Origin of the sequence: Paenibacillus vulneris, assembly GCF_039543185.1 — a bacterium.
GTDB classification, from domain to species: Bacteria; Bacillota; Bacilli; order Paenibacillales; family NBRC-103111; genus Paenibacillus_S; species Paenibacillus_S vulneris.
In genome coordinates this window covers 76,723-99,678 of the sequence record NZ_BAABJG010000003.1, presented here as the reverse complement: position 1 = coordinate 99,678, position 22,956 = coordinate 76,723, and the positions used below count along the sequence as shown (strand labels likewise).

Below are 22,956 nucleotides of genomic sequence, written 5' to 3'. Positions count from 1 at the left end.
ATTCCGGCCTTACCCATCAAGATGATGTATTATCTCGTTTCGCGATGAAGCGTTACTCTTTTTAGACGAGGACTGTATTTGCGCAATTCCAGACGTTCCGGATGCGTCTTTTTGTTCTTCGTTGTGGTGTAGTTACGATCACCCGTTTCTGTGCACGCCAATGTGACAACGACTCGCATGCGATCACCTCCCTTCATTGGAACTTTGCTAACACTCAGACAACTCCATTACTTATATGTAATTTTTACGATTATTAAAAATAATAAAAACCATCTACCAAGATAGCAGCCCCTCTTCTCACCATTTATCATTTCCTATGATTTTCATCATTTAAGTACTCTTGCCTTTATTTAAACGTAATAATTACACATAAGGAGTGTACCAAATATTTATTTATCCGTCAAAGCCTTTTCTAGAATCGCCTGTTAATGAGTATCCTGCTCAACCTTTTTCTGGGGAAAGCGGGTTTAGCATTATCGATTGGCACTAATCGTAAGAACAGCCGATGCTCTATCGCTGCAACAGAAGTATATGTTCGAATTTCTGTTATTTTTAGCTTATTTCTGGTTTTACAATAAAACGGACCGCTGATTATAATGGACGAATCATGTGTGAAATCGAAAGGAATTCTGCTGTCATGGCCCATCAGGCTGTTTTTTTGCGTTTACTCGGCGTCTCGCTGCTATGGGGATGCAACTATGTCGCAAGCGCCTATTTGCTGAGAGATTTTTCTCCTATCTTCTTGTCTTACTCCCGTCTTGTACTAACCTCACTCTTCTTAATTTCGGTAGCTTTGATCAACCGGAGGATGAAGCGCCCGACCGTCCAAGAGTGGCTTATCCTGCTATTTGCGGGCCTGTTCGGCACCCTGTTCAACCAGTTCTTTTATTTCATCGGTCTTCAGCACTCTACGGCCGGTAATGCCCCGCTCATCATAGCGCTCTCTCCTGTCGCTACTACTTTACTTGCCCGCATTTTCTTGAGGGAAGCCATCACGGTGAACAAGCTGACCGGTGCAGGCCTTGCGCTTATCGGCGTCGTTCTTATCGTGCTGTTCGGGGGCAAATCCATCGGCATTTCGCAAGGCGATATTTTGCTGCTGATGGCTATGCTAGCTCTGTCCGTCAGCCTGCTGTTCATCCGCAAACTAACGACCAGCATGCCATCCTATGACATCACTATTTTTGCAACCGTCATGGGAACGGTCCTGATGACTCCCGCGGCCCTATGGGAAGCGAGTCAAGGCCATATGCACTTCAGCCTTCACCTCACGATGTGGCTGCTGCTGGCTTGCGCCGCTATTTTCGGCCAAGGCTTGGCGGGCTTTTGGTGGAATCAGAGCATTTCCGAGGTAGGCGCATCCACGAGCTCCATGTTTATGAATATCCCCCCGTTCATCGCTATTATCGTGGCTTATCTCGTTCTTGGGGATACGATCCAGATGGTTCAAATCGTCGGCGGGATTCTTATTCTGGTTGGCGTAGCCGTATCCAATCGCAGATCAGCTGCACAGGCTGCTGCTTCCTAGAAGCTACAGGTTCAAGGCGTTCCGCTGCGGAACGCCTTTTTTCTGCTTTTCAGCCCACTTTTATGTAATGTAATACAACATTTTTTTCGTATTTCGTGAACCTTCTCACTGCAGCGACAATGTTTTCAATTATTTTTCAAAAATGCTGTTGAATGATGTTGTTTTTGTGTGAATTACATTTACACTCCAACCCGAGCACTATACAATATAGCAAAATGCTATTGGTGGTGACAGCATGACGAAGATGAAAATCGGCTTCCGTACTCTAAAAACTGCCGTCGGCGTCAGCATTTCCATTCTGCTTGCCCAGCTGCTGCAGCTCGAATACTACTCTGCGGCGGGGATACTGACCCTGCTGTGCATTCAAAAATCACGCAAGCAATCAACGCAAGCCGTCGTCAGCCGATTGTTTGCTTGTCTATCCAGCCTTTTATTCTCGAGCCTGCTGTTTGCTATCATCGGCTATCATCCATATTCCTTTCTCGTTTATCTGCTGCTGTTTATCCCGTTCTGCGTCCGGTTTCGCATGCAGGAAGGCATCGCAAGCAGTTCGGTCATCGTCATGCATGTCTATATGCATCGAGGCATTGAACCCGCCTTTTTCCTTAATGAGTTTTTGGTGATAGTAATCGGCTTAGGGGTCGCCCTGCTTGTTAATTGGTACATGCCCAGCATTGATAAGGAGTTAAACCGCCGCAAGGAGGAGGTGGATCGGCTCATCTCCGTTATTTTGAAAGAGATGGCCGCCTATCTCAAGGAAGGCTACACGCTGTGGGACGGGAAGGAACTGCTGCAGCTTGGCGACGAGCTTCAGCAAGCCAAGAGGCTCGCAGTGCTCGATGCGGAGAATAATTTACTGCGCAAAACGAACTCCTACGAGAGTTATTTTGATACAAAACGCCAGCAGTACGAAATCCTGGAGCGAATGCTCCCGTATATTTCAAGAATTTCGGTTAAGATGGACCAGGGCATTCGGATAGGAGACTTTATTCTTGAGGTCAGCAGCCTGAAACCTGGAAGCTCAACAGCCCATCTGCGCGAAACGCTGCGTGCCATCCGTGAATACCATAAGCTGCTTCCCTTGCCGGAAACGCGCCATGAATTCGAAAATCGCGCCAGCCTTTATGCCGTAGCGAACGAGCTGGAACGGTTTATTCATACAATGTGATCAGGCTATGATTTGATGCCGGTGAATCTGAGGAAAAACCTATAGAGCTCGAACTTTGCCAATATACTCTGGTGGGTATGCCCCTCCAGCCGCCACTATTGAAACTCGTGCGAGTAAATCTATGCACCGGTATTTCACAGCTTTCAATGGTGGACGTAACCTCCTCCGGGCATACCCACCTTCGTAGGCAGCATAGTTCCCACAAAACATTTTTTCAACAGCATGCCGGAACCGGAGCATGGCGCTCCGGTTTTTCTTTTCTACGGCACCCCGCTCCACACTTCACACCTCTCGCTTTAGCACCGCTATACCGTGAACCGGCAGACTTAAACTATCCCCTGCAGGCTCTCCGCTTTCCAGATCGGTATATTCGCGCCCATCAAGCGGAATCTGCTGCTCCATCCCGCTGAAATTCATTACGAACACATAGTCCGTTTCCCCATCCGTCCTCCACGTGGCCGTAACACCCCGCGGCAGGTCGGTATTCAATGTGCGGGGAAGCCCCGCTTCCTCAACGATCCGTTGGTAAAAAGCGGAAAGGAAGTCCGCCTTCAGCCGGGCAGCCATATAGTACGCGCGTCCTTGGCCCAGACTGTTCACTGTTAAAGCCGGGCGCCCGGCATAGAAGCTGTCCGTATAGAGCCCCAGCACCTCGGCGCTCTCCACATGAATCAGCTCGCAAATTTCATGAGCCTCGAAGGTTCCTGTCAGACCAAGAGCGTTATCCGGCGACAACGCCAGCCCGTTCCGGTCTTCCTCGTACAGTCCTTCGATTTCCTCCGCCCAGATACCGAGCACCTTGCGAAGCGGTCCGGGGAAGCCTCCTAAATGGCATAGATCATGCTCATCGACAATGCCTGACCAATAGGTAGCCACCAAGGTACCGCCGTTCTCAACGAATCGCTCCAGCTTCCTGCCTGTCTCTTCACGGCACATATACAGCATGGGGGCGATAATCACTTTATACGGTCCGAAATCATCTTCGCTGCCAATGACGTCCGTCGGCACTCCCTGCTCCCAGAAGGCCTGATGATGGTCCAGGACCGTCTGCTCATAATGGATCCCCATATTTCGGGGACCCTGAGCATTCTTCACGGCCCAACGGTTATCCCAATCAAACAGAATCGCCGTCTCCGCCGGAGTCGAAGTGCCCGTGACTTCCGAGATGGCCGCCAGCGACCTCCCCAGCTCCGCCACATCCCGGAAGACTCGCGTGTGCTCATGGCCCACGTGATCCACCACGGCGCCATGAAACTTCTCGCTGGAGCCGCGGCTCTTGCGCCACTGGAAGTACTGCACGGAATCCGATCCATGGGCTACCGCCTGCAGCGAGGACAGACGATGCATGCCCGGCTGCTTCAGCTTGCTGACCGGCTGCCAGTTCGTCAAGCTCGGCGTACTTTCCATAAGAAGAAACGGCTTCTTCCGAATGGAGCGGAATAAATCGTGGTAGAACCCTATGGATGCGCCGAGCTTGATATCGTTCGTCCCTTGATGCCAGGTCGGGTACGCATCCCAGGAGATCACATCCAGCACATCGGCAAATTTGCGGTAATCCAGGCCTTCGATCATATGCATGTTCGTGGTAGCCGGAAGCTCGGGATTGGCTTTCTTCACCGATTCTATCTCATGCCGGCAGAAATCGACGGTTTGATCCGTTACGAACCGGCGCCAGTCCAGATTCATGCCGTGAACCATGTTCTCTCCATGGGGAGCTGGAGATTCCACCTGAGACCAATCCGTGTAGGTGTGTGCCCAGAAGGTCGTCCACCAAGCCGCATTCAGAGCCTCCAGCGTCCCGTACTTCTTCTTCAGCCAGCTGCGGAAGGCATCCTGACAGAGGCCGCAGTGGCAATCTCCGCCGAATTCATTGGAGATATGCCAGCCGAGTACGGCCGGATGCTTGGCGTAGCGTTCAGCCAGCTTGCCGTTGATGATGGCCGTCTTCTCCCGATAGACCGACGACGTGTAGCAGTGATTATGCCGCATTCCATGCAGGTTGCGGACCCGATTGGCTCCTACGCGCAGCACCTCCGGGTATTGGGCGGACATCCAGGCGGGACGCGCCCCGCTCGGCGTGGCAAGCCAGGCATAAATCCCGTTCTGTGCAAAACGCTCCAGCACCTGATCCATCCATTCGAAGGAAAACACGCCTTCCTGAGGCTCCAGCGAAGCCCAGGAGAATATGCCGATGGCCATGACATTGCAGCCGGCCAGCTTCATAAGCCGGATATCTTCCTCCAGCACCTTCGGATCATGCAGCCATTGCTCGGGATTATAGTCCGCGCCGTGCATCAGGACGGGCAGCTTACTGCTTATAGGGGAATGTTTTCCTGTCATCTCTATCGCTCCTATAGGAATCGTCATATTTGCATATATCTCTTTGATAATAGATCATGGGCAGCCTACAAACATAGAACAGAAGCAGCAAAAAATCGTCCGTTCTTAACATACAGTCCTGCATCCATAGTGGCAGCAAACAAAAAAACTGCACCTTCAACTGTTGGATGGTGTCTAACAATTGGGGTGCAGTCAGAATCGCTCGCTCAGGGACTTTTTTATTGCATGTACCCTTCTCACAGACCGCAGGTCTACAGAAGCTCCCTTTGCTGAAAATAAGCTTTAAGCCTTTGAGCCAGCTCATCATCGGATAAAGGATTGCGGTGGGTATTTTCCAAATAAATGTATTTTTCCGTTTCCGGCATCAGGAACTCCTTATACCATAAGAAAAAGTCGGGACTGTCTCCATGGATGCGAAGGAACCTTCTTACAGTATCCACATTTTGGACGGTGCTCTGAATGTTCGTAAGCCAATCCGCCCGGTAAAACCGGTCCCACTTGTCATGCTCGGAAGCTCTTAATTGGTCGAGTCCTTTCTGATAGCTCCACATCGATTCGGAGGCGCAGACGAACGCTTGCGGGTAACGCTTCTCGCTATACTCTCTGTAAGCGCGGCACAGCCAATAAAACCCTTCGCAGCCGGACAAATGAAGGGCACCATGGAACTGCAGCTGATCGCCGGCTCTGCGCCTATCGTCCGTTCCAAGCTGATTCAGCACTTCGCCGCACCGCTTGAGCCATGCGCCCCATTTCTGCATGCCGCTCTCCAGCCGTTCCTCGAACCCCTTCACCTGCTTCAGGAAAGAATCCGCCTCCGCAGCCCAGAATAATCTCGGATTCGGTTGATCTCCCTTCCCCTGCAGCCAATGGCCGATGATAACCCTGGCCGGATGGTGATAATATTCGTCTCCAGCCCAATCATCGTCATGCGGTCCGTACGACAGGGCCGCCTCCGCATAGCTGCCGTATAATTCCTCCAGCTCATCATGATGGGAGCCATAATAGCTGCGTACGAATTCAGTTAAATGCTTGCCAACATCCACCGTGCCGGCGCTCCACAGCTCTCGGATCACATCCAGCGGATAGATATGAGGCCTAATATTGCCGCAATTGAGCAGCAAATATTCATCTGCGCCGGAGGAGAAGGAGTTCTCAAGCTCCTGCTTCAAAAATTCCGCCGGTCCCGGGAACATCGTCAGATGGTTGGAGGCTTGCAGGTCATGAAACGTCACGTGATAGTACAGGCCGTGCTTGCCTCTATCGTCAGCCGCCGGGAGCGCCGGTACCCTAAGATTGTGATTGCCGTGCCGGCGGGAAACCATCTTGCCGTACCCGTTATCGGCCCATATCTTGATCACGTCCTCCGGAAGCTCCACGAATCCTCCCTTGTACAATTCGGCGATTTCTCCATATAGTGCTGCGCAATAAACCGGATTGGAGACGGCGCTGCCGATCATGTCGTACTGCTTGCGAATCACCTTGCTTATCATCGCCCCGCGTTTTTCGGGAGTGTCAAAAGCAGGATCATCAATCCAAAACGGCTTATCTCCTTGCCCGCGGAACGAGAGCACCCAGAGAACCTTCTTGTCCTTTTGCTTCTCTATAGCCTCCTGCCACAAGCTTTCGAACAGCTTCGGATGCTCGTGATAACTGGCCGTTCTGCCCGGGAAGGCACGAAGGAACATTTCCGCTCCCAACGGCTCCGCATGATGATGCGTTACCCATAGCCCCATCTCGGAAGCAAGCTCATAATGAATTCCATGCTTCGGCAAATCCGTGCCGGGAATGACCATATTCCCCCCGCAACGGAGCAGCGCTTCAAATACGGGTTCCCACACTTCCCTGGAAGGCGGATATGGGTCTTTCCAGCCGATCAGGCATACCTCGTCGTTGACAAACCAGCCCCGGTACCGAACCCTAGGCTCAGGAGCATCATAATCGACGCATGGAATCACGAGCTCTTGGCGCCTGGTTAACGACTGGTCCGCCCAAAACCAGAACGGCTGGATGCCCAGGAATTCCCTGCTGAATGCTAATATGCCATACACAAGGCCCAAATCATCATAGCCGATTATTTCCATGCGAGGGTTGCCGCCATTGCTGCAGAAACGAAAGCCGAACGCTTCCGGACGCTGCTGGCAATCATCCTTCTCCCCGGCTATACGGATACCGATTTCCGCTGCCTCCGTTGCTTCCGTCACTAGCTCGGGTTTGGCTCCCAGCACGGCCTCAAAGTCTCTGATCAGCATCCGGATTCCATGCTCGACCGGAGAAGTCCGTAATTCGGGAATTTGGATACGCACTCGCCCTTTTATTACCAGCGGGCCTTTAACATGCTGCTTCACCAGCCAACCTCCTTTTCATCTTTTATTTACTTTCGTTACGAAGCTGAGACTCCCGATATTGTCCCGGAGACACTCCGACGATTTTCTTGAAAATCCTTATAAACGACGTCGTATTTGCATACCCCATAAGGTCTGAGATGTCCTGTACCGAAACATCCGACTCGCGAAGCAGTTTTTTGGCATGTTCGATTCGTAAGCCGATCAGGAAATCCGAGAAGTTTTGGCCGATGCTTTCCTTAAACAGCTGGCTTAAATACTTGGAGCCGATTTGAAACCGATCACTCAGCATGGTGAGCGAAAGATTCGGGTCCATGAAGTGCTTCGTCACGAAGTCGCGTATCTCTATCATCTGTGCATTGTAACGCCTGCTCTGCACAAGTTCTCCGATGCACCCGGATAGCTGCTCCAGCTCCTTAAGGAAGCAGGACTCGAGCTGGGCCAGCGTATCCGATTGCTCCAGCGCAAGAAGCAGGACCGGCTTGGCATCCTGAAGCCATAGCTTGGCTGCTTCAGGCAGCGTTCCCTCCATCTCGTATTCCAGATGAAAGATGAAATAATGCAGCAGCCGTTCAACATCATCCTTGCCAAGCCGGTGAACGGTCATCTCGTTGAATAGCTGATTCAGCTCACTCAGCCATTCGGGCTCCGACATGCGGAGCTTGCGTACGATCGTGCGGATCATTTCCAGATAGGCGAACCATTCTCCGTCAGGTCTCCCCTTGACTTCAACCGCGTCGATAATTTGATTTACGCCAAGCGTCACTTTCCGGCTGACGGCCGCCGCCGCCTCATCAAACGAACGCCCTATCTCCGATTCCTGAGTGGCTGCCGAGCCGATGCCGATCGTAACCGTAAAATCCAGATGCTTCTCTACCCAGGCTCTGATCTGGTCCGACAGCTGAAGCATGTGATGCTCCAAAGCCTCGCCTTCCTTCGAGAGAAGAAGAATAACAAGCTGGTGCTTCGAAATCCACTCCGCTACAATGCTCTGGCCGTTTTGTTCGGCTATCTCGACAGTGACACTGCTGATAATGAATTTGAACAATGATTGATCGTTAGGACTGTACTTCAGTCCGAACTGCACATAGTGATCAAGCTCCAGCAGCCCTACGATAAAGTGGCCCGCCGATAGCCCGAAATGATGCCATTCCTGCTCCCACGCAGCCCGGTCGTCATCATATTCGCCCTTTAACAAAATTTGCAGAAACTGCTGTCTTCGAATGACCAGATGCTCCTGCTGCTTTTCCTGAAACGCCATGTTGTTCGTTATTAACCGCTCGATCGCATGGTCGATAAACGCAAACTCATTGCTCTTATCTCTTTGATCGGAAGGCTTGATAGCCGTTGAAAAGCGGTCGATCCGATGCAGAATGGCTTCAATCGGTTTGTAGCTTCTCCGTGTCACGTAGAAGGTCGACCCGATTGCAAAGACGATGGCCCCAAGGCCCAGCATGACCCACACCGTGCTTCCGTGGAACAAAAGATCGAACAGCTTGCCGCCTTTAATGCTCATTCGATACTTCCAGCCCGTGTAATCCGAGACGATATCCGCATTCAGACTGTTATTGGACGAAACCAGACGGCTATCCTCGAAGAAAGGCTTTCCTTGGGCATCATACAGCTGCGTCTCCGTAATTTTTTGGTCGATCATCTGACGGATGTAGGAATCTAACGAGGAAACCTTGATGTTAATGATCATATAGCCGAGACTTCCGGAATCGCGCGGAATTTTCAACCCCAAGGAGGTAACGCTCACAGACGTCGATGCGTTCAGCCCTTCGTTCTCCTTAAGCCGTGGCGAAGACCAGACTCCCGCCAGCATGCGATCCAGTGAGCTGCGGATATAGCTCTGGTCCGGAAATTGTTCTATCGAACGTATCGTGCTTTGATCAAGAACCTTGCCATCCTTGGCCCGATATAAGTAAATCGAATCGACGAGCCCGTATCGAACCATGAGACTGCTCAGCATATTGGACACATCGAATTCCTGAGCCCTGTCGGAGGGACCGTCGAGGAATTGCTGCAGCTCACCGCTCGTTTCTATCATTTTCTGAGCATCAAAAGAGATGCCTTTTAACGAGCTGTCCACCATATTCACAATATACGCAGCCGTGAGCCGGTTCGCCTGAATAGCATTTCGAACATTAATTTCATTGATGATGGAAATAAAAATAAATATCAGCACACTGACAGTAACAAACAGAATGGGGAGGTATGACAGCAGCATCCGCTTAATGTAGTTGTTGTTGATATTCATGTTCCCCACCCTTTTATAGTAAACATTCAGGCAACCCCCTCTACATTAGAAGGGATTGCCGTACATCCTGCTTATTTCTTTTTCATTTCCTTGTAGGCGGCTCTGCGTTCATCCATCACAGCCTGCCCGCCCAGCTTCAAATATTCCTCCACTTTCGAGTCAAACAGCTTATTGAATTCTTCCGGCTTGGCCAGAATGCTCTTCACTACAGCTTCCTGCGCCTTGTCTCCCAGCGTCTTGCTGTATTTGATCTCGGAGTCGATCGGCCGCTCGAAGCGCGGATTCGTGTACCCGTCATTAAGAGCATTGATCATCGTTTGCTTGGCAAGCTCTTTGTAGTTCGGGAACTGAAGGGCACCGGCCTCGATATTTTTATCCTTGGAACCAAAATCTCTTCCGTTGCTGATAATTGCAATATCGGTGTTGTTATAGTACGTTTTCTTCGCTTCATCGGTCGTAATGGCCTTCGGGAAGCCGTTCTCCAGCGTATAATGCTGGCCCTCGATACCGTTCTGCAGCGTAAACAGCACGTCCGGCTTCGACATCCAGTCCAGATACTTGATCGCCTCCACCGCATGCTTGCTCGACTTCGGAATCATGATATGCATGCCGATCGGGTCGTAAATCACTTTCGGATGCTTGCCTTCCTCATTCGTAAATGGATCCATAGCCACATACTCGGCGCCTGGAACATTTTTCTTAAGCGTATCGAATACGTTCCCTGGTCCCATCAGGTTTTGGTGAGCCGCCAGCGCCGTGAAGGCGCCGACATAGCCGTTCGCCACGTCCCGCTCGAAGCTTTTGCCGTCTTTGTCCAGAGCGAAATCCGGGTTGATCAAGCCCTCTTGATTCATCTTATTCAAGAACTGGACGCCGTCCTTGTAGCCCGGCTTCAGCAGCTCCGGCATCGCGTAAAAATCTTCCTCCGACAGCTTTTTAACGAATGAGCTGATCAAAACACCGGGAGTCGTAATATTCGTGCCGTTCGAAGCGCTGAAATCGTAAGGAATGACTTTGCCGCCGGTTTGCCCGGGGTCCTTCTCCTTAAACGCTTTCATAGTTTGGTAAAACTCCTCTGTCGTCTTCGGAACCGGCAATCCCAGCTTATCCAGCCAATCTTTTCGGATGTAGGAGGATTGAGTGAATTGAAGCGGCCTCTTCGCCGGGATCGTATACTGCTTGCCGCTAAAGATGCCGTAGTTGAGAACCTCCTGACCCAGGAACTTCTTCAGATTCGGCCCGTTCTCGTCGATCAGCTTGCCGAGCTCGGTCAAGCCGCCGCCTTTGACATAATTGTAAATCGTGTTCATGTCATAAGTAAACACAAGATCGGGAGCATCGCCGGTGGACATCAGCACGTTAAGCTTATCTACCTCCTGATTGCGCGGAACCGGAATGAACTGCAGCTTGATATTGTTCGGATCGCCAAAATTTTTCTGAATCCATTGCGTCCAGAAGTTGTTGTCGACCGGTCCTGCGCCTGCGGGCGCATTGCCGCGATCGAATATCTCCACCTTCAAGGTGACAGGCTCCTTGCCTGCACCGTTGGATTGTCCCTGTGCAGAATCTTTTGCTGGACCAGAGCATGCCGACAGCATACCGGTCAGTATTAAAGCCGCCGTTGAAGCTCCTAACCACTTTCTTTGCTTTGCCTTCATGTTCAGAACTCCCCTTCACCTATGTTTTCGACTTTCAAATCATCTTCACCTCTAAACAACAGAGGTATTGCCAACTCCAGATTGATCCAAATCCGGAGGAACGGATCAGCCTTTGACCGCTCCGATCATGATACCGGAAACAAAATACCGTTGAAGCCATGGGTACACGATTAAAATCGGCGTAGTAGCGAACATGATGCTGGCCGCCTTGATTCCTTCCGGGACGACATCGATTTGAACCGCGCCCTCCTGAGCCGTTAAGTCCGTTACCATACTGTTCATCACGACCTGGTACAGCTTCAGCTGAATGGGATACAAATTCGCGTTCGTAATGTAGAAGAGCGCATCCATGAAGCCGTTCCATCTGGAGACCGCATAGAACAGACTGAGCGTCGCCAGCACCGGCAGCGAAAGCGGCAGAACAATACGCAGTAACGTGCCGATATGAGAGCTGCCGTCCAGGTACGCCGATTCTTCCAGGCTCGCCGGGATCGACGAGAAGAAGGTCCGCAAAATAATCAAGTTAAACGCACTGATCATTCCCGGTACGATGAGCGCTAACAAATTGTCCAGCAGACCGAGCTGCTTCACCAGCAAATATTCGGGAATCAAGCCGCCGCTGAAGAACATCGTAAAGACGATCAAGATCATGAAGACCGATCTTCCCTTCAATCGCTCCTTCGTCAATGGATACGCCGCACAGATGCTCATCGCCATACTCATTGTTGTATAGGCAGCCGTCAGAATGATGGTCAACCCCATCGACCACAGCATTCTTGAATCCTGAAACACGATCTCGTAAGCATGAAAATCAATTTCCCGCGGAAAAATCGTGACCAGATTGGACAAGACGGCATGCTTGGAGCTTAATGAGATCGAGATAATATGCAGGAACGGCAGGAGACACAGGAGCATGGCTGCTCCCACGATCAGCATAATGACGACGTCTGTGATCCGTATCCTTGGCGCTCTCCGCTGTAATCCAGTTGTCATATCATTCCCTCCTACCATATTCCTTGCTCCCCGAAGCGCTTGGCGATCGTGTTCGCCAATATGACGAAAACAAGTCCAACCAACGCCTGGAACAAGCCCATCGCCGTTGCCAGCGAGAATTGTGCCGATTGGAGTCCCGCCTTGTATACGAAGGTGCTGATCACTTCCGCATAATCCATAACCAGCGGGTTGCCCATCACATACGGCCGTTCAAAGCCGATCGTCATAATATGGCCAAGCTGCATAATAAGCATCACGACAATCGTCGAACGGATACCCGGAAGCGTGATATGCCATATTTTCTTCATTCTTCCTGCGCCGTCAACTTCCGCTGCCTCATACAGCTCCTTGTTGATTCCTGTTAGCGCTGCCAAGTAAATGATAGTCCCCCAGCCAGCACTGTGCCATATCCCTGTTCCCAGGTACACGAGCACCCAGTTATTTTTTTCCGTCAAGAATGGAATGGGCTGCAAGCCAAGACTCGTAACCAGGTTATTGACGAGACCTCCGTTGGTAGAAAACATCTGATACACGAGGCCGCCGATAATGATCCACGAGATAAAATGGGGCAGGTATAAAATGGTCTGCGCCATTTTTTTAAACCAGATGACCCTGAGCTCATTAAGCAGAAGCGCAAGAACAATAGGTGCGGGGAATGAAAAGAATAAATCCAGGAAATTGAGGATCAGCGTATTCCGAACAACCTGATAAAACTGGCTCATCGCAAACAGCTGCCGGAAGTTATCGAAGCCTACCCACTCGCTGCCGGTTACCCCTTGGAAAATACTATAATCCTTAAAAGCAATGGCCGCTCCATACATCGGAACGTACTTGAAGACAATAAAATACAAAATGGGAAGAACAAGCAGTAAGTACAGCTGGTAGTCCCGCCAAACCCCCGTTGCCTGCCGGCGCCTGACGGCCGTCTGCAATATATGCGGCTTGCTCTGTGTTGAACTTTGGTCCATGTGCATCCCTTCTTCCTGTGACGTACTTGTTGCTATATCATGATCATGCAAAACTATAACATCTACGACCCTATGGTTTCGGCTCGGGCCGATTACCCAAACTATACGCGGCCTGCTGTTTACAGCACAATAGACTTATTTCAGGGTAATTATCCGAATTCCGAAACCGTTGATACGCTTGGATTTATTGACTTGCTTCATGGGGGAAGCCGTTGTTATGGATAGTCTTTCTTTGGTACAATTTTGACTTTCTTGGACATTATTGCAGCTTGTGCTGTATTTGAAGCCGTTCATCCTTTCCTTGTTAGAAAACAGTTCATTAACAGATAAAGGTCAACCGCTTTTTGGCTCAACACCAAGAGCCCTAGCCAGAGATGGTCTCCGTCTAAAGCTTTTATCACAAGATGATATATCCATAAATAGAAGTGGAAAAAGAGTTGTAAAAAAGAGGCCTTCCAATGGAAAGCCTCTTCCTGTATTTGATGTATTCCTCTAACCTACTCGATAAAATGAACGGTATGTAAAAACCGTTTCAGCATCGTTAACCCTCTTATTTGGCCTTTACTTCAAAGTGCTGGGCTGGCTGATTGCCAAACTGTATAGATTGAAATACACCGTTCGTGTACTCGGCGACAATTTTGTTCCAGAATGCCCTTGCTGCCGTATTGTGTTCGATTTGGGATACGATCCATCGTCCCGGAAACCGATCGAAGGTCTTGAACGCCGCGGATCGGCCGATCCCCAGCTTCTGATATTTGCGAAGGATAAAGAACTCCGCCATCAGCCAGGTGACGGATTGATCGGGAGCCCGCTCCCACTCCCTGACCAGCACCAGCCCCGCCAATTTTCCCGACTCGCGAATGAAGAACGGATGCCGGCTCGAATCTGTCCAATAATGGTCCAGCATCCGATATTCGAATTGTCCGTATGGATTTAACTCCAGGCTATCCAGATACTCGCTTAATTCATATAAATAAAATTCCAGCAGATTGCGCAGAATCCCCTTTTCCTCATAAGCGACACGCTGCAGTTCTACCTCCATCTCCCCACCTCGGCCATCCGTTAATTGAAATGCTGAATGACTTGCTCCAGGCTCATTTCACTCATGGAAGATATCCGTAAATCATACTTCTCGAACGTAAGAAACTGCGTCAGCTCATTAGGTACGATAACGCACTTCATTCCCGCTCTTGTCGCCGCCTTGGCGCCATTGGAGGAATCCTCGAAGGCAACCGATTCATTAGCGGCCACCTCGAGAAGCTCCAGCGTTCTCAAATAAAGAGTAGGATCCGGCTTCACCTTCTCCACCTGATCCCCTGTTGAAATGGCTTCAAAGTACTCACCGATCTGCAGCTTGTTCAAGAAAAACTCGATCCACTCCCGCTTGGAGCTGGAAGCAAGCCCTATTTTCAACCCTAAAGATTTCGCTTCGTTCAAATAATCCTGAACTCCATCTCTCATAGGAACCGCTTTCATTTTCTGCTTATGCAGCTCTTTTGCCTGCCGCTTAATGTCATCCCGGCATACCTCCAGGTTCACCACCTTCTCATCGATATATTGGTTCAGCGCCGAATCGTCCGTCCCTACACAATTTACGAACAGCTCCCAATGAAAATCGATTTGGTACGCCTCGAAAACTTCTTTATACGATTCGTACCAAACGGTCTCCGTATCAATGATCAACCCGTCAAAATCAAATACGACCGCCTTTATCATGCTGAGTCCCCTCCTATGGTTTGGCTTGCGGCAATACGTCGTCTTCAATGGCGCCCGCTCTGATGTACATAATGATTTTACGGGATTCGGCTTCCACTCTGTTGGCCCCTTCAGCGCTAAGCCACCAGTTATCGCGTTTGGTCGTTTGGTCGTCTACCGGACATAGAGTATATTGGACCCACCGGGGCATGTAAGTTTTCAGAGTCAGATGGGCTCTTCTCACATGATATGCTGAAGTAACGACCAATAGCCTGCGGACATTCTGAAGCATTAGGCCTCTATCAAGGACGAGCAGGGAGGCGAGAACATTTTCTTTCGTGTGCCTGGATTCCGTCTCCGTCAAAATATGCTCAGGAGGAACCCCAAGCTCAATAGCTCTCTCCCTCATAAGCATTGCCTCGCATTGATTGGATTGCGCCGGCCATACGGTTCCCCCCGACAGGAGAAGCTTCGGAGCCCTGCCTTGACGATACAGCTCGACTGCCGCAGGCAGCCTGTACCGCAAGCTTTTGTTGCTGCCAAATACAAAGATGCAGTCGCCGTGACTTCCATCGTCTGCAATGCCTTCGAACAATAGTGTCGTCATCTGCTGTCTCGTCAGACGATCAGGATCCAATTCTGAAATACGAATCGTAATCACCTCCGCTTCTCCATGCAAGCATCCAACTTACTTCCATTTTATCACAAAATAATAGGAACGACCGGACATAACCAATTTTCGGATTGCAAACATATGTTCTTTGTTATATAGTTTGATTATGGGTAATACTGGGAGGTGGTGCTGTTTCGCCGACAAGGAATCCGCGTCACGGAAGCATCATGAATTCCAACCATTCAACCAAAGGAGCTGACATTGATAATGACAGTTAGATTGCTGCCTTATTTTGTGATGAACGGTAACGCCAAGGAAGCTATTGCATTTTATGAAAAAGCATTGAATGCCCAGCTGCTCCACAGCCTTACGTTCGCCGATATGCCCGCTAATCCGGAGTTCCCGCTGCCTGACGCGGCCAAAGGACTGATCGCCTATTCCTTGCTGAAGGTCGGCGAGACGGACCTTATGCTCTCTGATACGTTCCCTGGTCAGCCCCACCAAAGCGGCAATCAGGTTACCGTTTGCATTTCCACCAAGGATGCGAGCGAAGCGAAGCAAATGTTCGAAGCTTTGTCGGAAGGCGGACAAGTTCATATGCCGCTGCAGGAAACCCATTTCAGCCCTGCTTATGGCAACCTGACCGATAAATTCGGCGTCTCGTTCCAGGTTTTCACTGAAGGCGAGCATTAAGAAGCACACCGTCAAACGGACATACCGAACGTCCAAGCCTTTGCTTGCTATATGCGGCAGAGGCTTTTTTTAACATGATGACTTTAGGGGCTCCTTGCAAAGTAATTGAACTAGCCTCGAAATCAATGCGCCGCTTTGCGGGGGTGTACTAATTACTCCCTTCAATGAGGTGCATCCCTTTGAAAATAAACTGTTGAATCTTTCATAGAGCAAGCGTACGTTTTTTTCCAATCCAAATTTGTACAGCCGTTAGCTGCCTCCCGTTTCACCAAAAATCAATCACTTCAGTATATTCACCTTGTTCATGAAAGATTGGGAATCCTCCATATCTCCATGAATGAATGGGATAGTGTAAGCCTAAATACTATACCCACGATACCCTTGGATAGATCCGGCTGCGGTGCCTCCTGTTTATTCATCTCAGGTTAAGTCTCGCTCCCATCCCGAATCAAGGCTTCTACGATCTTATCACAGGTTTCGCTTAACCGATCGCCTGCGTCATGGGGGGATGAGGGCTCGCTCCAGCTGAATCCATCATCCTTATACCTCGGGATCAAGTGCATATGATAATGCCTCAAGTCGTTGAATATGCCGCCATTCTGGCATATCGAGATCCCATCAGGATGAAATACTCGCTTGATTATCGAGGATAGCTTCATGGAGGCCTCCATAATGCGGTGTGCTGTTTCCATGTCCATTTCATCGACGTCCAGCACATGCCGTTTCGGAAGAATGAGCAGATGACCCTCGTTAAACGGAGCTATATCCAGAACACAGGTTAGATGCTCATTCTCATAAACGACCTTCACGTCCGGCTCCGTCCCTTTGGCAATTCGACAGCCCAAGCAGTCCATTACCCGTGCCCCTCTCCGGGTCCGACTCGTTTGGCCATGAAGATATCCGGTTTGCCGAATCCGTTCGCATCCGGCAGGACACCGACCACTTCAAACCCCAGCTTCTTGTAAAATCCAAAAGGATGTCTGTTACGATCCGTCAGCTGCACCACCTTGCCCAGCACATCCGGATAAAGCTCTTGTCCGTATAAACTCGTACCGTTCGACTCATCGTCTGTTCCCAAGTAGATCGTGATGCCTCCTCTAGCTTGGACGCATGCTTCAAAATCAGTCACTAACGCCCTGCCGATCCCGCGTTCCCGATAGCTCTCCGCTACCACCAACGGATGCAGCTCCCACACATGGCCGCCGTAGCTGCTCTGACCGCCGATCCAGCCTACGACAGTGCCGTCTTCATCAACCGCCACTCGGCTGATCCTGTCCTCCTGCAAGCTCTCCTCTACTTCTAGCAAGGCGTCCTCCATGGTTGCCCAGGCTTCTGCGAAGTTTACCATCAAGATGGCAGCGGCCCCCTGTATTCGTGCCAAGTCTTCTCTGCGTAAGTCCACGATTTGCATTAGCTATTCCCTCCACATCTTATGTTATAGGGTTCTTTCACTTAAAATCAGCCGTTGCGTTTACTAAGCACATTCTTATTTTCATTATTTTACCACACCCATCCATGTCCCGGAGTGAAAAAACAACTACGATTATACTCTCTTCAAAGAAACTTCCGAGCTGCTCGGTATAGTGTCTGATAAAAGTCTATTGACAACAACTGGATTCGAAGTTACCATGAATAAAAAATGAATGAATCATTCATTCACTAATGGAGGCGTTGTAATGATGCACAAAATAATGAATAATAATCAATGGACAGCACAAGGCAAATATATTGTGATCACCGGAGCTACCAGCGGAATCGGATTGGCGGCAGCCAAGGAACTGGCCGCTCGTGGCGCTAACTTGGGCATTGTGGCTCGCAATCAAGCCAAGGCGAATGAGGTGGCAGCCCAGCTCCGTGCTATCGCCAAGGATAATACGGTAGACGTTTTCCTTGCTGATATAGCTTCTCAAGCATCCATACGCCAGGCGGCGAACGAGATTTTGAGCCGGTGGTCCAGGCTGGATATGTTGATCAACAATGCCGGGGCTATGTACGAGACGCGCCAGCTTACAGTGGACGGTTTGGAAATGACTTGGGCGGTTAATCATCTGGCCCCTTTTCTGTTAACCGGCCTGCTGCTTGACCGTTTGAAGCAAAGCGGGAATGCCCGTATCATTACAACCGCCTCCCACGGGCACAAGATGGCTAGGCGTGGAATCCGTTTCGAGGATATTAGCGCAAAACAATTGTTCACCTTCCCGCTCAATCTGTTAGGCGGAGCTACCCTCCGCTATGCCGAGACGAAGCTGGCGAATATATTATTTACCGCTGCATTAGCCCGACGCTTGGAAGGAACGGGGGTCTCCTCATACTGTTTCGATCCCGGCCTAGTGGCCACCAATTTCAACCAAAATAACGGGGCGGTAGTTCGCCTGTCGATGAGCGTGATGAAATTATTTTCCCGTACTCCCGAGAAGGGTGCTGAGACGCTGGTCTGGCTCGCCGACTCCGACGACGTTACGGGGCAAAGCGGTCTCTATTACGCGGATATGCGGCAAAAGACACCGGCAGCACCAGGTCTTAACAGAGCTGCAGCCGAGAAATTGTGGAGCATCAGTGAAGAACAAACATCCTATTCATGGGAGCGTGTATGACTGTGGTACCAACAGGCGAAACCAAAGCAGAACCTATTCCAGACGAACGAAAGGAACAAATCAAAAGAGCCGCACTCAAAGTATTCGCAGAACGGGGCATCTCGGGTACAAAGATGAGTATGATCGCCGCCGAAGCCGGCGTAAGCCAAGGGCTTTCTTATCGGTATTTTGAATCCAAGGAGGAAATTTTTACCTTACTTGTACAGGAAGCGATGGAGGCGGCCCAATCCGCTATTCACAGCCTGCACCAGCTGCCCGGCACTCCCCTGGAGCAAATCCGGACATTGACGGCTCAAATGCTGGAGGACAATCAAAAATACAGCTTTCTTCTGCTGCAGCATGCGCGGCAATCCGATGACGTGCCCGGTAAGGTTAAAGAAATCCTAGGGCAGTATTCGCCTCAAGAAACGATCCAGCAGCTGGCTCCTATTTTAATAAAGGGACAGGAGTCCGGGGAATTTTGCGCAGGAGATCCTTCCGAGCTGTTAATGCTCTATTTCTCCGTTATCACGGGATTGATGCTTCAGGAAACGCCTGAACAAGGCTGGTTCAGCCAGATCGATATTCTTATGAAGATTTTGACAAAATAGCTCTTCTGAGTAAACGGTCTTTTCTTAATAGAAATAAACGCTTCGTCATCCTGCACATCTTGAAACTCCGGCTGCGCCATAAACCTATGGATATATCTCGCCCTCATGCCTTTGTTGCCTTTTATGTTCACTTCGACAACTGCAGATGGCGCAGCGTTTCCTACTTATTTGGGCATTCATACGCTATCCCCTTCCGTCAGTGCGGCCGAACCGCAATCATTGCCGCCATAAATAGGAAGCCAGATCGAAAAAGCCGATCCCGCACCCTTCGTGCTTCTAACGTGAACCGTCCCGCCGTGCTCTTCAAGAATCCATTTGGCGATCGATAACCCTAATCCGCTGCCAGGCGTCATTCCTCTGGAGGAGTCCGCCCGGTAAAACCTGTCGAAAATATGAGCAATCTCCTCCTCACTCATGCCGATTCCTGTATCCTCTATCCTGAATCCTATTCTGTACTCCTCCTTCTCGATACTCAGCTTGACAGCCCCTTGGGATGTGAACTTAAAGGCGTTTTCGATAAAAAGAAGCAGCATCCGCTGCAAATAATCTCTATCTCCCACGATACGAATCCCCTGCGTGAGCTCTGCCTTCTCTACAGCCCAATTGACATGCTTCGGAATGGACTCGACTTTGCTTAGGACGGTTTCAATAATTGACCGCAGCTCCCATACGTCCCTGCTCATTTGTAAACCGGAATCGGCTCTAGCTAGAGACAGCAAATCGTTGACGAGTCTCCCCATCCTCTCGGAAGCATCCGTAATATCCTGCAGTGCTTCCAAAGAGATTTCAATTTCCTCAGGAGTATGAGGCCGCTTGCGGTTCGAGGCTCCCCATACGTTTTTCAAAAATTCGGCATTTCCTTGAATGGACGTCAACGGAGTTCTCAGCTCATGCGACGCGTCGGCTACAAATCTGCGCTGCATCATCGACGATTGATCCAGCTTGGCATAAATGGTCTGAATGCGTTCAAGCATCTGATTCATGGTTTCGCTTAAAAGACCTATTTCATCTATTGGCCCCTGATATTGGATTCGCGTTCCAAAGTCGTCGCTATGCCGGATTTTCCTGGCCGCAGCCGCTAACGAATAGATCGGCTTAAGCGCCTTGCGTGAAAAGAGCCAGCCTATATAAGCGGCGAGGGTCACTACAATGATGGCTAAGAGGCCAAGAATCCAACGCAAATTCGCGAGGAACCTTTCCATTACGCCGACATTATAAGCGGCCTGCAGCACTCCGACGGTGCTTCCATTCCAAACTAATGGCTCGCTATAGATCAAAAAGGACGTATTATGGATCGGAACGACGGAATACTCCTCTTCTTGATTTCTCGTCAAAGCCTGTGAAGAATAGGGAAGCTCAGCATGGCTCAAATTGACTGTCTTGCTCTTGGTGCCGCTAAGGAAGTTGGTAATCTGAATGTACATTCCCGAGCTGACGGTATCCAGATCATCAAGCCCGATGACCAAATTCGAGCCTCGCGGGGAAATTTCCAGCTGGTAAGCAATATGTTGATGAATTTGTGCTGTCTGAGCCTTCAACGATTTTTTCAAATCATTGTATATGGAAGCCTCCAAAAAAATATAGAGAGCAGCACTAAACAATAATAAAACGCAGGTCAAAATGCCCGAATAAAGCAGGGTTAATCTCATACGGATCGTCAAGGGAAATCACTTCCATCCAGGTAGTCGATATACCTTAATTATCCATACGCAGATTAACATGAAGTTAAAATAACCTAAATCTTCAGGAGCCGTCAGCGAAGCTGAGCCCCTTCTCTGCCAAGGCGCGGCGAAGCAGCTCCATCGCTTTGGGACCCATGCCGTGAAGTTGAAGAACCTCGGATTCCTTCAGCTTGGCGAACTGTTCCAGACGTACATAACCGGCACCTGTAAGAGCTCTTACAGCCGGCTTCGCCAACCCCGCAGGAAGGTCGGATTCCGGCACCGCGCGCTGCACTTCCTTGCTATCGTTTCTCTTATTGGTCATGGTGCTTTTCCCCTTTCATTCGTTAAAATGCATTCCTTAAGACTATGGCAAGAACTTTGTCGCGTAATGGATTCTCCTGTAGTCCTGCTGAAAACCAAACTTACTGTACAGCGACCTGGCCGCTGCGTTAGCAGTATCAACAGACAATCGAACATCCTCCGCCCCTTGGACCGTTAATCTTTGCAGGATTAGGGATAGCATCGCCTTACCGATACCCCGCTTTTGATGCTCGTGCCGTACCGCAATGGTAGGTATTCGCCCTTGGGTCCCTCTGAGAGTAGCTGAGACGAAGCCCAAGGGCTCTCCTGACAGAGTAGTACACAACAGATACAGTTCCGGTGAAAATCCTGTCCCCTCGAACTCATGGACAACGCTTGCCGTACTTTTATTACCTCCAAACGCATCGTTATAAATTTCAGCCCAGGCTTGGGCATCTGCAAGGGTCGGGGCACGGAACAGCCATTCCTTTGACGGAGCTCTGTGCCTCAAATCCTCAACGGCCTTCCAACGAAGAACCTCCAAGCTTTGCTGCTCCTGCATGCGGAACCGAATGCCCAGTGCAGTTTCACCAGGAATACGTGTTATGGCGCGATGAATGAAATGAATCGGAGTCGACTCTTCTAATGCAATCTTTTCAAGTTTCGAGAAAATAAAGTCAAATATAGCAGTGCCAATACCCTGTCTGCGCCAATCAGGGTCAACCGTTCCGTAGCAATAAACCGCCGTATGAGAGTTCCTTTTGACGAAACACAAGGAAAAATACGCAGCCATGTCTGCACCAGCCTCAACGACAAAAGTATGCTCGCGAATGCGTTCGCCCGGTTCATCCAGATCACGCTCAAACTCTTCTGCTGTTACTCCGTACATGAAATGATACGGTTCGCGGCTAATCAAGGATACGATAGCATGGGTATCGGACGGCGTATGTAACCGAAAAGATATTTTTTCTCTCGGCGTCTTCATATCACTTACCTCCATATTTGGTATTTCTCCGTCAGCTTTGTCCATAAAATTCATATAATTCAAGACTCCCCCAGCGTAATCCGCGTCTAACACGTTAGGTCTTTTTTTAAATAATAATGAGTGTGTCCTCCCGCGTTAGGAATCGTTCCGTAAATATCAAAACCGAGCTTTTGATAAAATCCCAACGCCTGAAAGCTTAATGTATCCAGCTTGATGAAATCGCACTGCTTCTCTTGGGCCATGCGTTCAGCTTGGTCGAGCAGCTGTTTACCATAACCCGATCTACGGTATGCTTCCTCTACAAACACATAGTGGACCTCCAGCCAGTTCCAGCATACTTCCCCTACTAGTCCTCCCAAAATATGACCCTCGCCATCTTTCAGAAACAGGTTTACCTCTTGATATCGGTTCCTTAGCTCAGCAGGAAAATGACGCCAGTTAAACTCGATCAGCTTATTTCTTACCCAGGCTTTGCCTTCGCTGTCGATTTCTTGTGATAGGTACAATTCCACCGAGATCCCCCCTTTTCGTTGCATTTCCAAACCCTTTACCATACAAAAATACA

The 22,956-nt window shown here is 49.9% G+C and carries 21 protein-coding genes; 5 read left to right on the top strand and 16 right to left on the bottom strand.

What is annotated here, in order from left to right:
• Positions 1-29: 29 nt before the first annotated feature.
• Positions 30-179, bottom strand: a complete 150-nt coding sequence (gene rpmG / locus ABEA66_RS01900; protein ID WP_079912445.1) for a 50S ribosomal protein L33 — start codon at positions 177-179, stop codon at positions 30-32.
• Positions 180-637: 458 nt separating this feature from the next.
• On the opposite strand from rpmG, the gene ABEA66_RS01895 reads away from it, so the two are divergent.
• Together ABEA66_RS01895 and ABEA66_RS01890 are read left to right on the top strand one after the other, a co-directional pair.
• A complete protein-coding gene (locus ABEA66_RS01895; RefSeq protein WP_345585541.1) occupies positions 638-1,528 on the top strand; it encodes a DMT family transporter in 891 nt (296 codons plus the stop codon).
• Between the two features lie 235 nt (positions 1,529-1,763).
• Positions 1,764-2,696 carry an aromatic acid exporter family protein gene (locus tag ABEA66_RS01890; RefSeq protein ID WP_345585539.1) on the top strand — a complete coding sequence of 311 codons (933 nt, stop codon included), beginning with the start codon at positions 1,764-1,766 and terminating at the stop codon, positions 2,694-2,696.
• A gap of 282 nt (positions 2,697-2,978) precedes the next feature.
• On the opposite strand, the gene ABEA66_RS01885 is transcribed toward ABEA66_RS01890, so the two are convergent.
• From ABEA66_RS01885 to ABEA66_RS01845, 9 genes are all read right to left on the bottom strand, one after another.
• The gene (locus ABEA66_RS01885) at positions 2,979-5,036 is read right to left on the bottom strand and encodes a beta-galactosidase (RefSeq protein ID WP_345585537.1); all 2,058 of its coding nucleotides are present in this window, start codon (positions 5,034-5,036) and stop codon (positions 2,979-2,981) included.
• A 251-nt stretch (positions 5,037-5,287) separates the two neighbouring features.
• The gene (locus tag ABEA66_RS01880; protein ID WP_345586303.1) at positions 5,288-7,351 is read right to left on the bottom strand and encodes a glycosyl hydrolase 115 family protein; all 2,064 of its coding nucleotides are present in this window, start codon (positions 7,349-7,351) and stop codon (positions 5,288-5,290) included.
• 52 nt (positions 7,352-7,403) lie between these two features.
• Positions 7,404-9,638 (bottom strand): helix-turn-helix domain-containing protein, encoded by a 2,235-nt coding sequence (locus ABEA66_RS01875; RefSeq protein WP_345585535.1) that lies wholly within the window; start codon positions 9,636-9,638, stop codon positions 7,404-7,406.
• 71 nt (positions 9,639-9,709) lie between these two features.
• Entirely contained in the window at positions 9,710-11,296 is a 1,587-nt protein-coding gene (locus ABEA66_RS01870; protein ID WP_345585533.1) for an extracellular solute-binding protein, read from the bottom strand.
• 105 nt (positions 11,297-11,401) lie between these two features.
• A complete protein-coding gene (locus ABEA66_RS01865; protein ID WP_345585531.1) occupies positions 11,402-12,289 on the bottom strand; it encodes a carbohydrate ABC transporter permease in 888 nt (295 codons plus the stop codon).
• Between the two features lie 11 nt (positions 12,290-12,300).
• Entirely contained in the window at positions 12,301-13,257 is a 957-nt protein-coding gene (locus tag ABEA66_RS01860; protein WP_345585529.1) for an ABC transporter permease, read from the bottom strand.
• A 550-nt stretch (positions 13,258-13,807) separates the two neighbouring features.
• Positions 13,808-14,299: a GNAT family N-acetyltransferase gene (locus tag ABEA66_RS01855; protein WP_345585527.1), complete on the bottom strand. Its 492-nt coding sequence runs from the start codon at positions 14,297-14,299 to the stop codon at positions 13,808-13,810.
• Between the two features lie 20 nt (positions 14,300-14,319).
• The gene (locus tag ABEA66_RS01850) at positions 14,320-14,970 is read right to left on the bottom strand and encodes an HAD family hydrolase (protein ID WP_192702262.1); all 651 of its coding nucleotides are present in this window, start codon (positions 14,968-14,970) and stop codon (positions 14,320-14,322) included.
• Between the two features lie 16 nt (positions 14,971-14,986).
• The gene (locus ABEA66_RS01845) at positions 14,987-15,613 is read right to left on the bottom strand and encodes a YdcF family protein (RefSeq protein ID WP_256865450.1); all 627 of its coding nucleotides are present in this window, start codon (positions 15,611-15,613) and stop codon (positions 14,987-14,989) included.
• Positions 15,614-15,832: 219 nt separating this feature from the next.
• On the opposite strand from ABEA66_RS01845, the gene ABEA66_RS01840 reads away from it, so the two are divergent.
• Complete coding sequence (locus tag ABEA66_RS01840; protein WP_079912435.1) at positions 15,833-16,258, top strand: VOC family protein; 426 nt, start codon at positions 15,833-15,835, stop codon at positions 16,256-16,258.
• Positions 16,259-16,683: 425 nt separating this feature from the next.
• On the opposite strand, the gene ABEA66_RS01835 is transcribed toward ABEA66_RS01840, so the two are convergent.
• Entirely contained in the window at positions 16,684-17,112 is a 429-nt protein-coding gene (locus tag ABEA66_RS01835) for an HIT family protein (protein ID WP_345585523.1), read from the bottom strand.
• Entirely contained in the window at positions 17,112-17,669 is a 558-nt protein-coding gene (locus tag ABEA66_RS01830; RefSeq protein WP_345585521.1) for a GNAT family N-acetyltransferase, read from the bottom strand. Before ABEA66_RS01830 ends, ABEA66_RS01835 begins: the two co-directional genes overlap by 1 nt.
• A 268-nt stretch (positions 17,670-17,937) precedes the next feature.
• Here ABEA66_RS01830 and ABEA66_RS01825 point away from each other — a divergent pair, with 268 nt between their 5' ends.
• Complete coding sequence (locus ABEA66_RS01825) at positions 17,938-18,852, top strand: SDR family NAD(P)-dependent oxidoreductase (protein WP_345586300.1); 915 nt, start codon at positions 17,938-17,940, stop codon at positions 18,850-18,852.
• The gene (locus tag ABEA66_RS01820; RefSeq protein ID WP_345585519.1) at positions 18,849-19,442 is read left to right on the top strand and encodes a TetR/AcrR family transcriptional regulator; all 594 of its coding nucleotides are present in this window, start codon (positions 18,849-18,851) and stop codon (positions 19,440-19,442) included. The genes ABEA66_RS01825 and ABEA66_RS01820 overlap by 4 nt, the downstream gene beginning before the upstream one ends.
• A 176-nt stretch (positions 19,443-19,618) precedes the next feature.
• Here ABEA66_RS01820 and ABEA66_RS01815 read toward each other — a convergent pair whose 3' ends face one another.
• From ABEA66_RS01815 to ABEA66_RS01800, 4 genes are all read right to left on the bottom strand, one after another.
• Positions 19,619-21,103, bottom strand: coding sequence for a sensor histidine kinase (locus ABEA66_RS01815; protein WP_345585517.1), 1,485 nt, complete (start codon positions 21,101-21,103; stop codon positions 19,619-19,621).
• An 82-nt stretch (positions 21,104-21,185) separates the two neighbouring features.
• Positions 21,186-21,428: a helix-hairpin-helix domain-containing protein gene (locus ABEA66_RS01810; RefSeq protein WP_345585515.1), complete on the bottom strand. Its 243-nt coding sequence runs from the start codon at positions 21,426-21,428 to the stop codon at positions 21,186-21,188.
• 42 nt (positions 21,429-21,470) lie between these two features.
• Complete coding sequence (locus tag ABEA66_RS01805) at positions 21,471-22,391, bottom strand: GNAT family N-acetyltransferase (RefSeq protein WP_345585513.1); 921 nt, start codon at positions 22,389-22,391, stop codon at positions 21,471-21,473.
• Between the two features lie 86 nt (positions 22,392-22,477).
• Positions 22,478-22,903: a GNAT family N-acetyltransferase gene (locus ABEA66_RS01800; protein WP_345585511.1), complete on the bottom strand. Its 426-nt coding sequence runs from the start codon at positions 22,901-22,903 to the stop codon at positions 22,478-22,480.
• Between the last annotated feature and the right edge of the window lie 53 nt (positions 22,904-22,956).

Bases quoted from the DNA above. Each gene is read 5' to 3' on its own strand.
- ABEA66_RS01810 (WP_345585515.1), bottom strand. From the start codon at position 21,428: ATGACCAATAAGAGAAACGATAGCAAGGAAGTGCAGCGCGCGGTGCCG.
- ABEA66_RS01855 (WP_345585527.1), bottom strand. From the start codon at position 14,299: ATGGAGGTAGAACTGCAGCGTGTCGCTTATGAGGAAAAGGGGATTCTG.
- ABEA66_RS01835 (WP_345585523.1), bottom strand. From the start codon at position 17,112: ATGGACTGCTTGGGCTGTCGAATTGCCAAAGGGACGGAGCCGGACGTG.
- ABEA66_RS01865 (WP_345585531.1), bottom strand. From the start codon at position 12,289: ATGACAACTGGATTACAGCGGAGAGCGCCAAGGATACGGATCACAGAC.
- ABEA66_RS01890 (WP_345585539.1), top strand. From the start codon at position 1,764: ATGACGAAGATGAAAATCGGCTTCCGTACTCTAAAAACTGCCGTCGGC.
- ABEA66_RS01895 (WP_345585541.1), top strand. From the start codon at position 638: ATGGCCCATCAGGCTGTTTTTTTGCGTTTACTCGGCGTCTCGCTGCTA.
- ABEA66_RS01870 (WP_345585533.1), bottom strand. From the start codon at position 11,296: ATGAAGGCAAAGCAAAGAAAGTGGTTAGGAGCTTCAACGGCGGCTTTA.
- ABEA66_RS01820 (WP_345585519.1), top strand. From the start codon at position 18,849: ATGACTGTGGTACCAACAGGCGAAACCAAAGCAGAACCTATTCCAGAC.
- rpmG (WP_079912445.1), bottom strand. From the start codon at position 179: ATGCGAGTCGTTGTCACATTGGCGTGCACAGAAACGGGTGATCGTAAC.
- ABEA66_RS01805 (WP_345585513.1), bottom strand. From the start codon at position 22,391: ATGAAGACGCCGAGAGAAAAAATATCTTTTCGGTTACATACGCCGTCC.
- ABEA66_RS01830 (WP_345585521.1), bottom strand. From the start codon at position 17,669: ATGCAAATCGTGGACTTACGCAGAGAAGACTTGGCACGAATACAGGGG.
- ABEA66_RS01860 (WP_345585529.1), bottom strand. From the start codon at position 13,257: ATGGACCAAAGTTCAACACAGAGCAAGCCGCATATATTGCAGACGGCC.
- ABEA66_RS01885 (WP_345585537.1), bottom strand. From the start codon at position 5,036: ATGACAGGAAAACATTCCCCTATAAGCAGTAAGCTGCCCGTCCTGATG.
- ABEA66_RS01875 (WP_345585535.1), bottom strand. From the start codon at position 9,638: ATGAATATCAACAACAACTACATTAAGCGGATGCTGCTGTCATACCTC.
- ABEA66_RS01840 (WP_079912435.1), top strand. From the start codon at position 15,833: ATGACAGTTAGATTGCTGCCTTATTTTGTGATGAACGGTAACGCCAAG.
- ABEA66_RS01825 (WP_345586300.1), top strand. From the start codon at position 17,938: ATGCACAAAATAATGAATAATAATCAATGGACAGCACAAGGCAAATAT.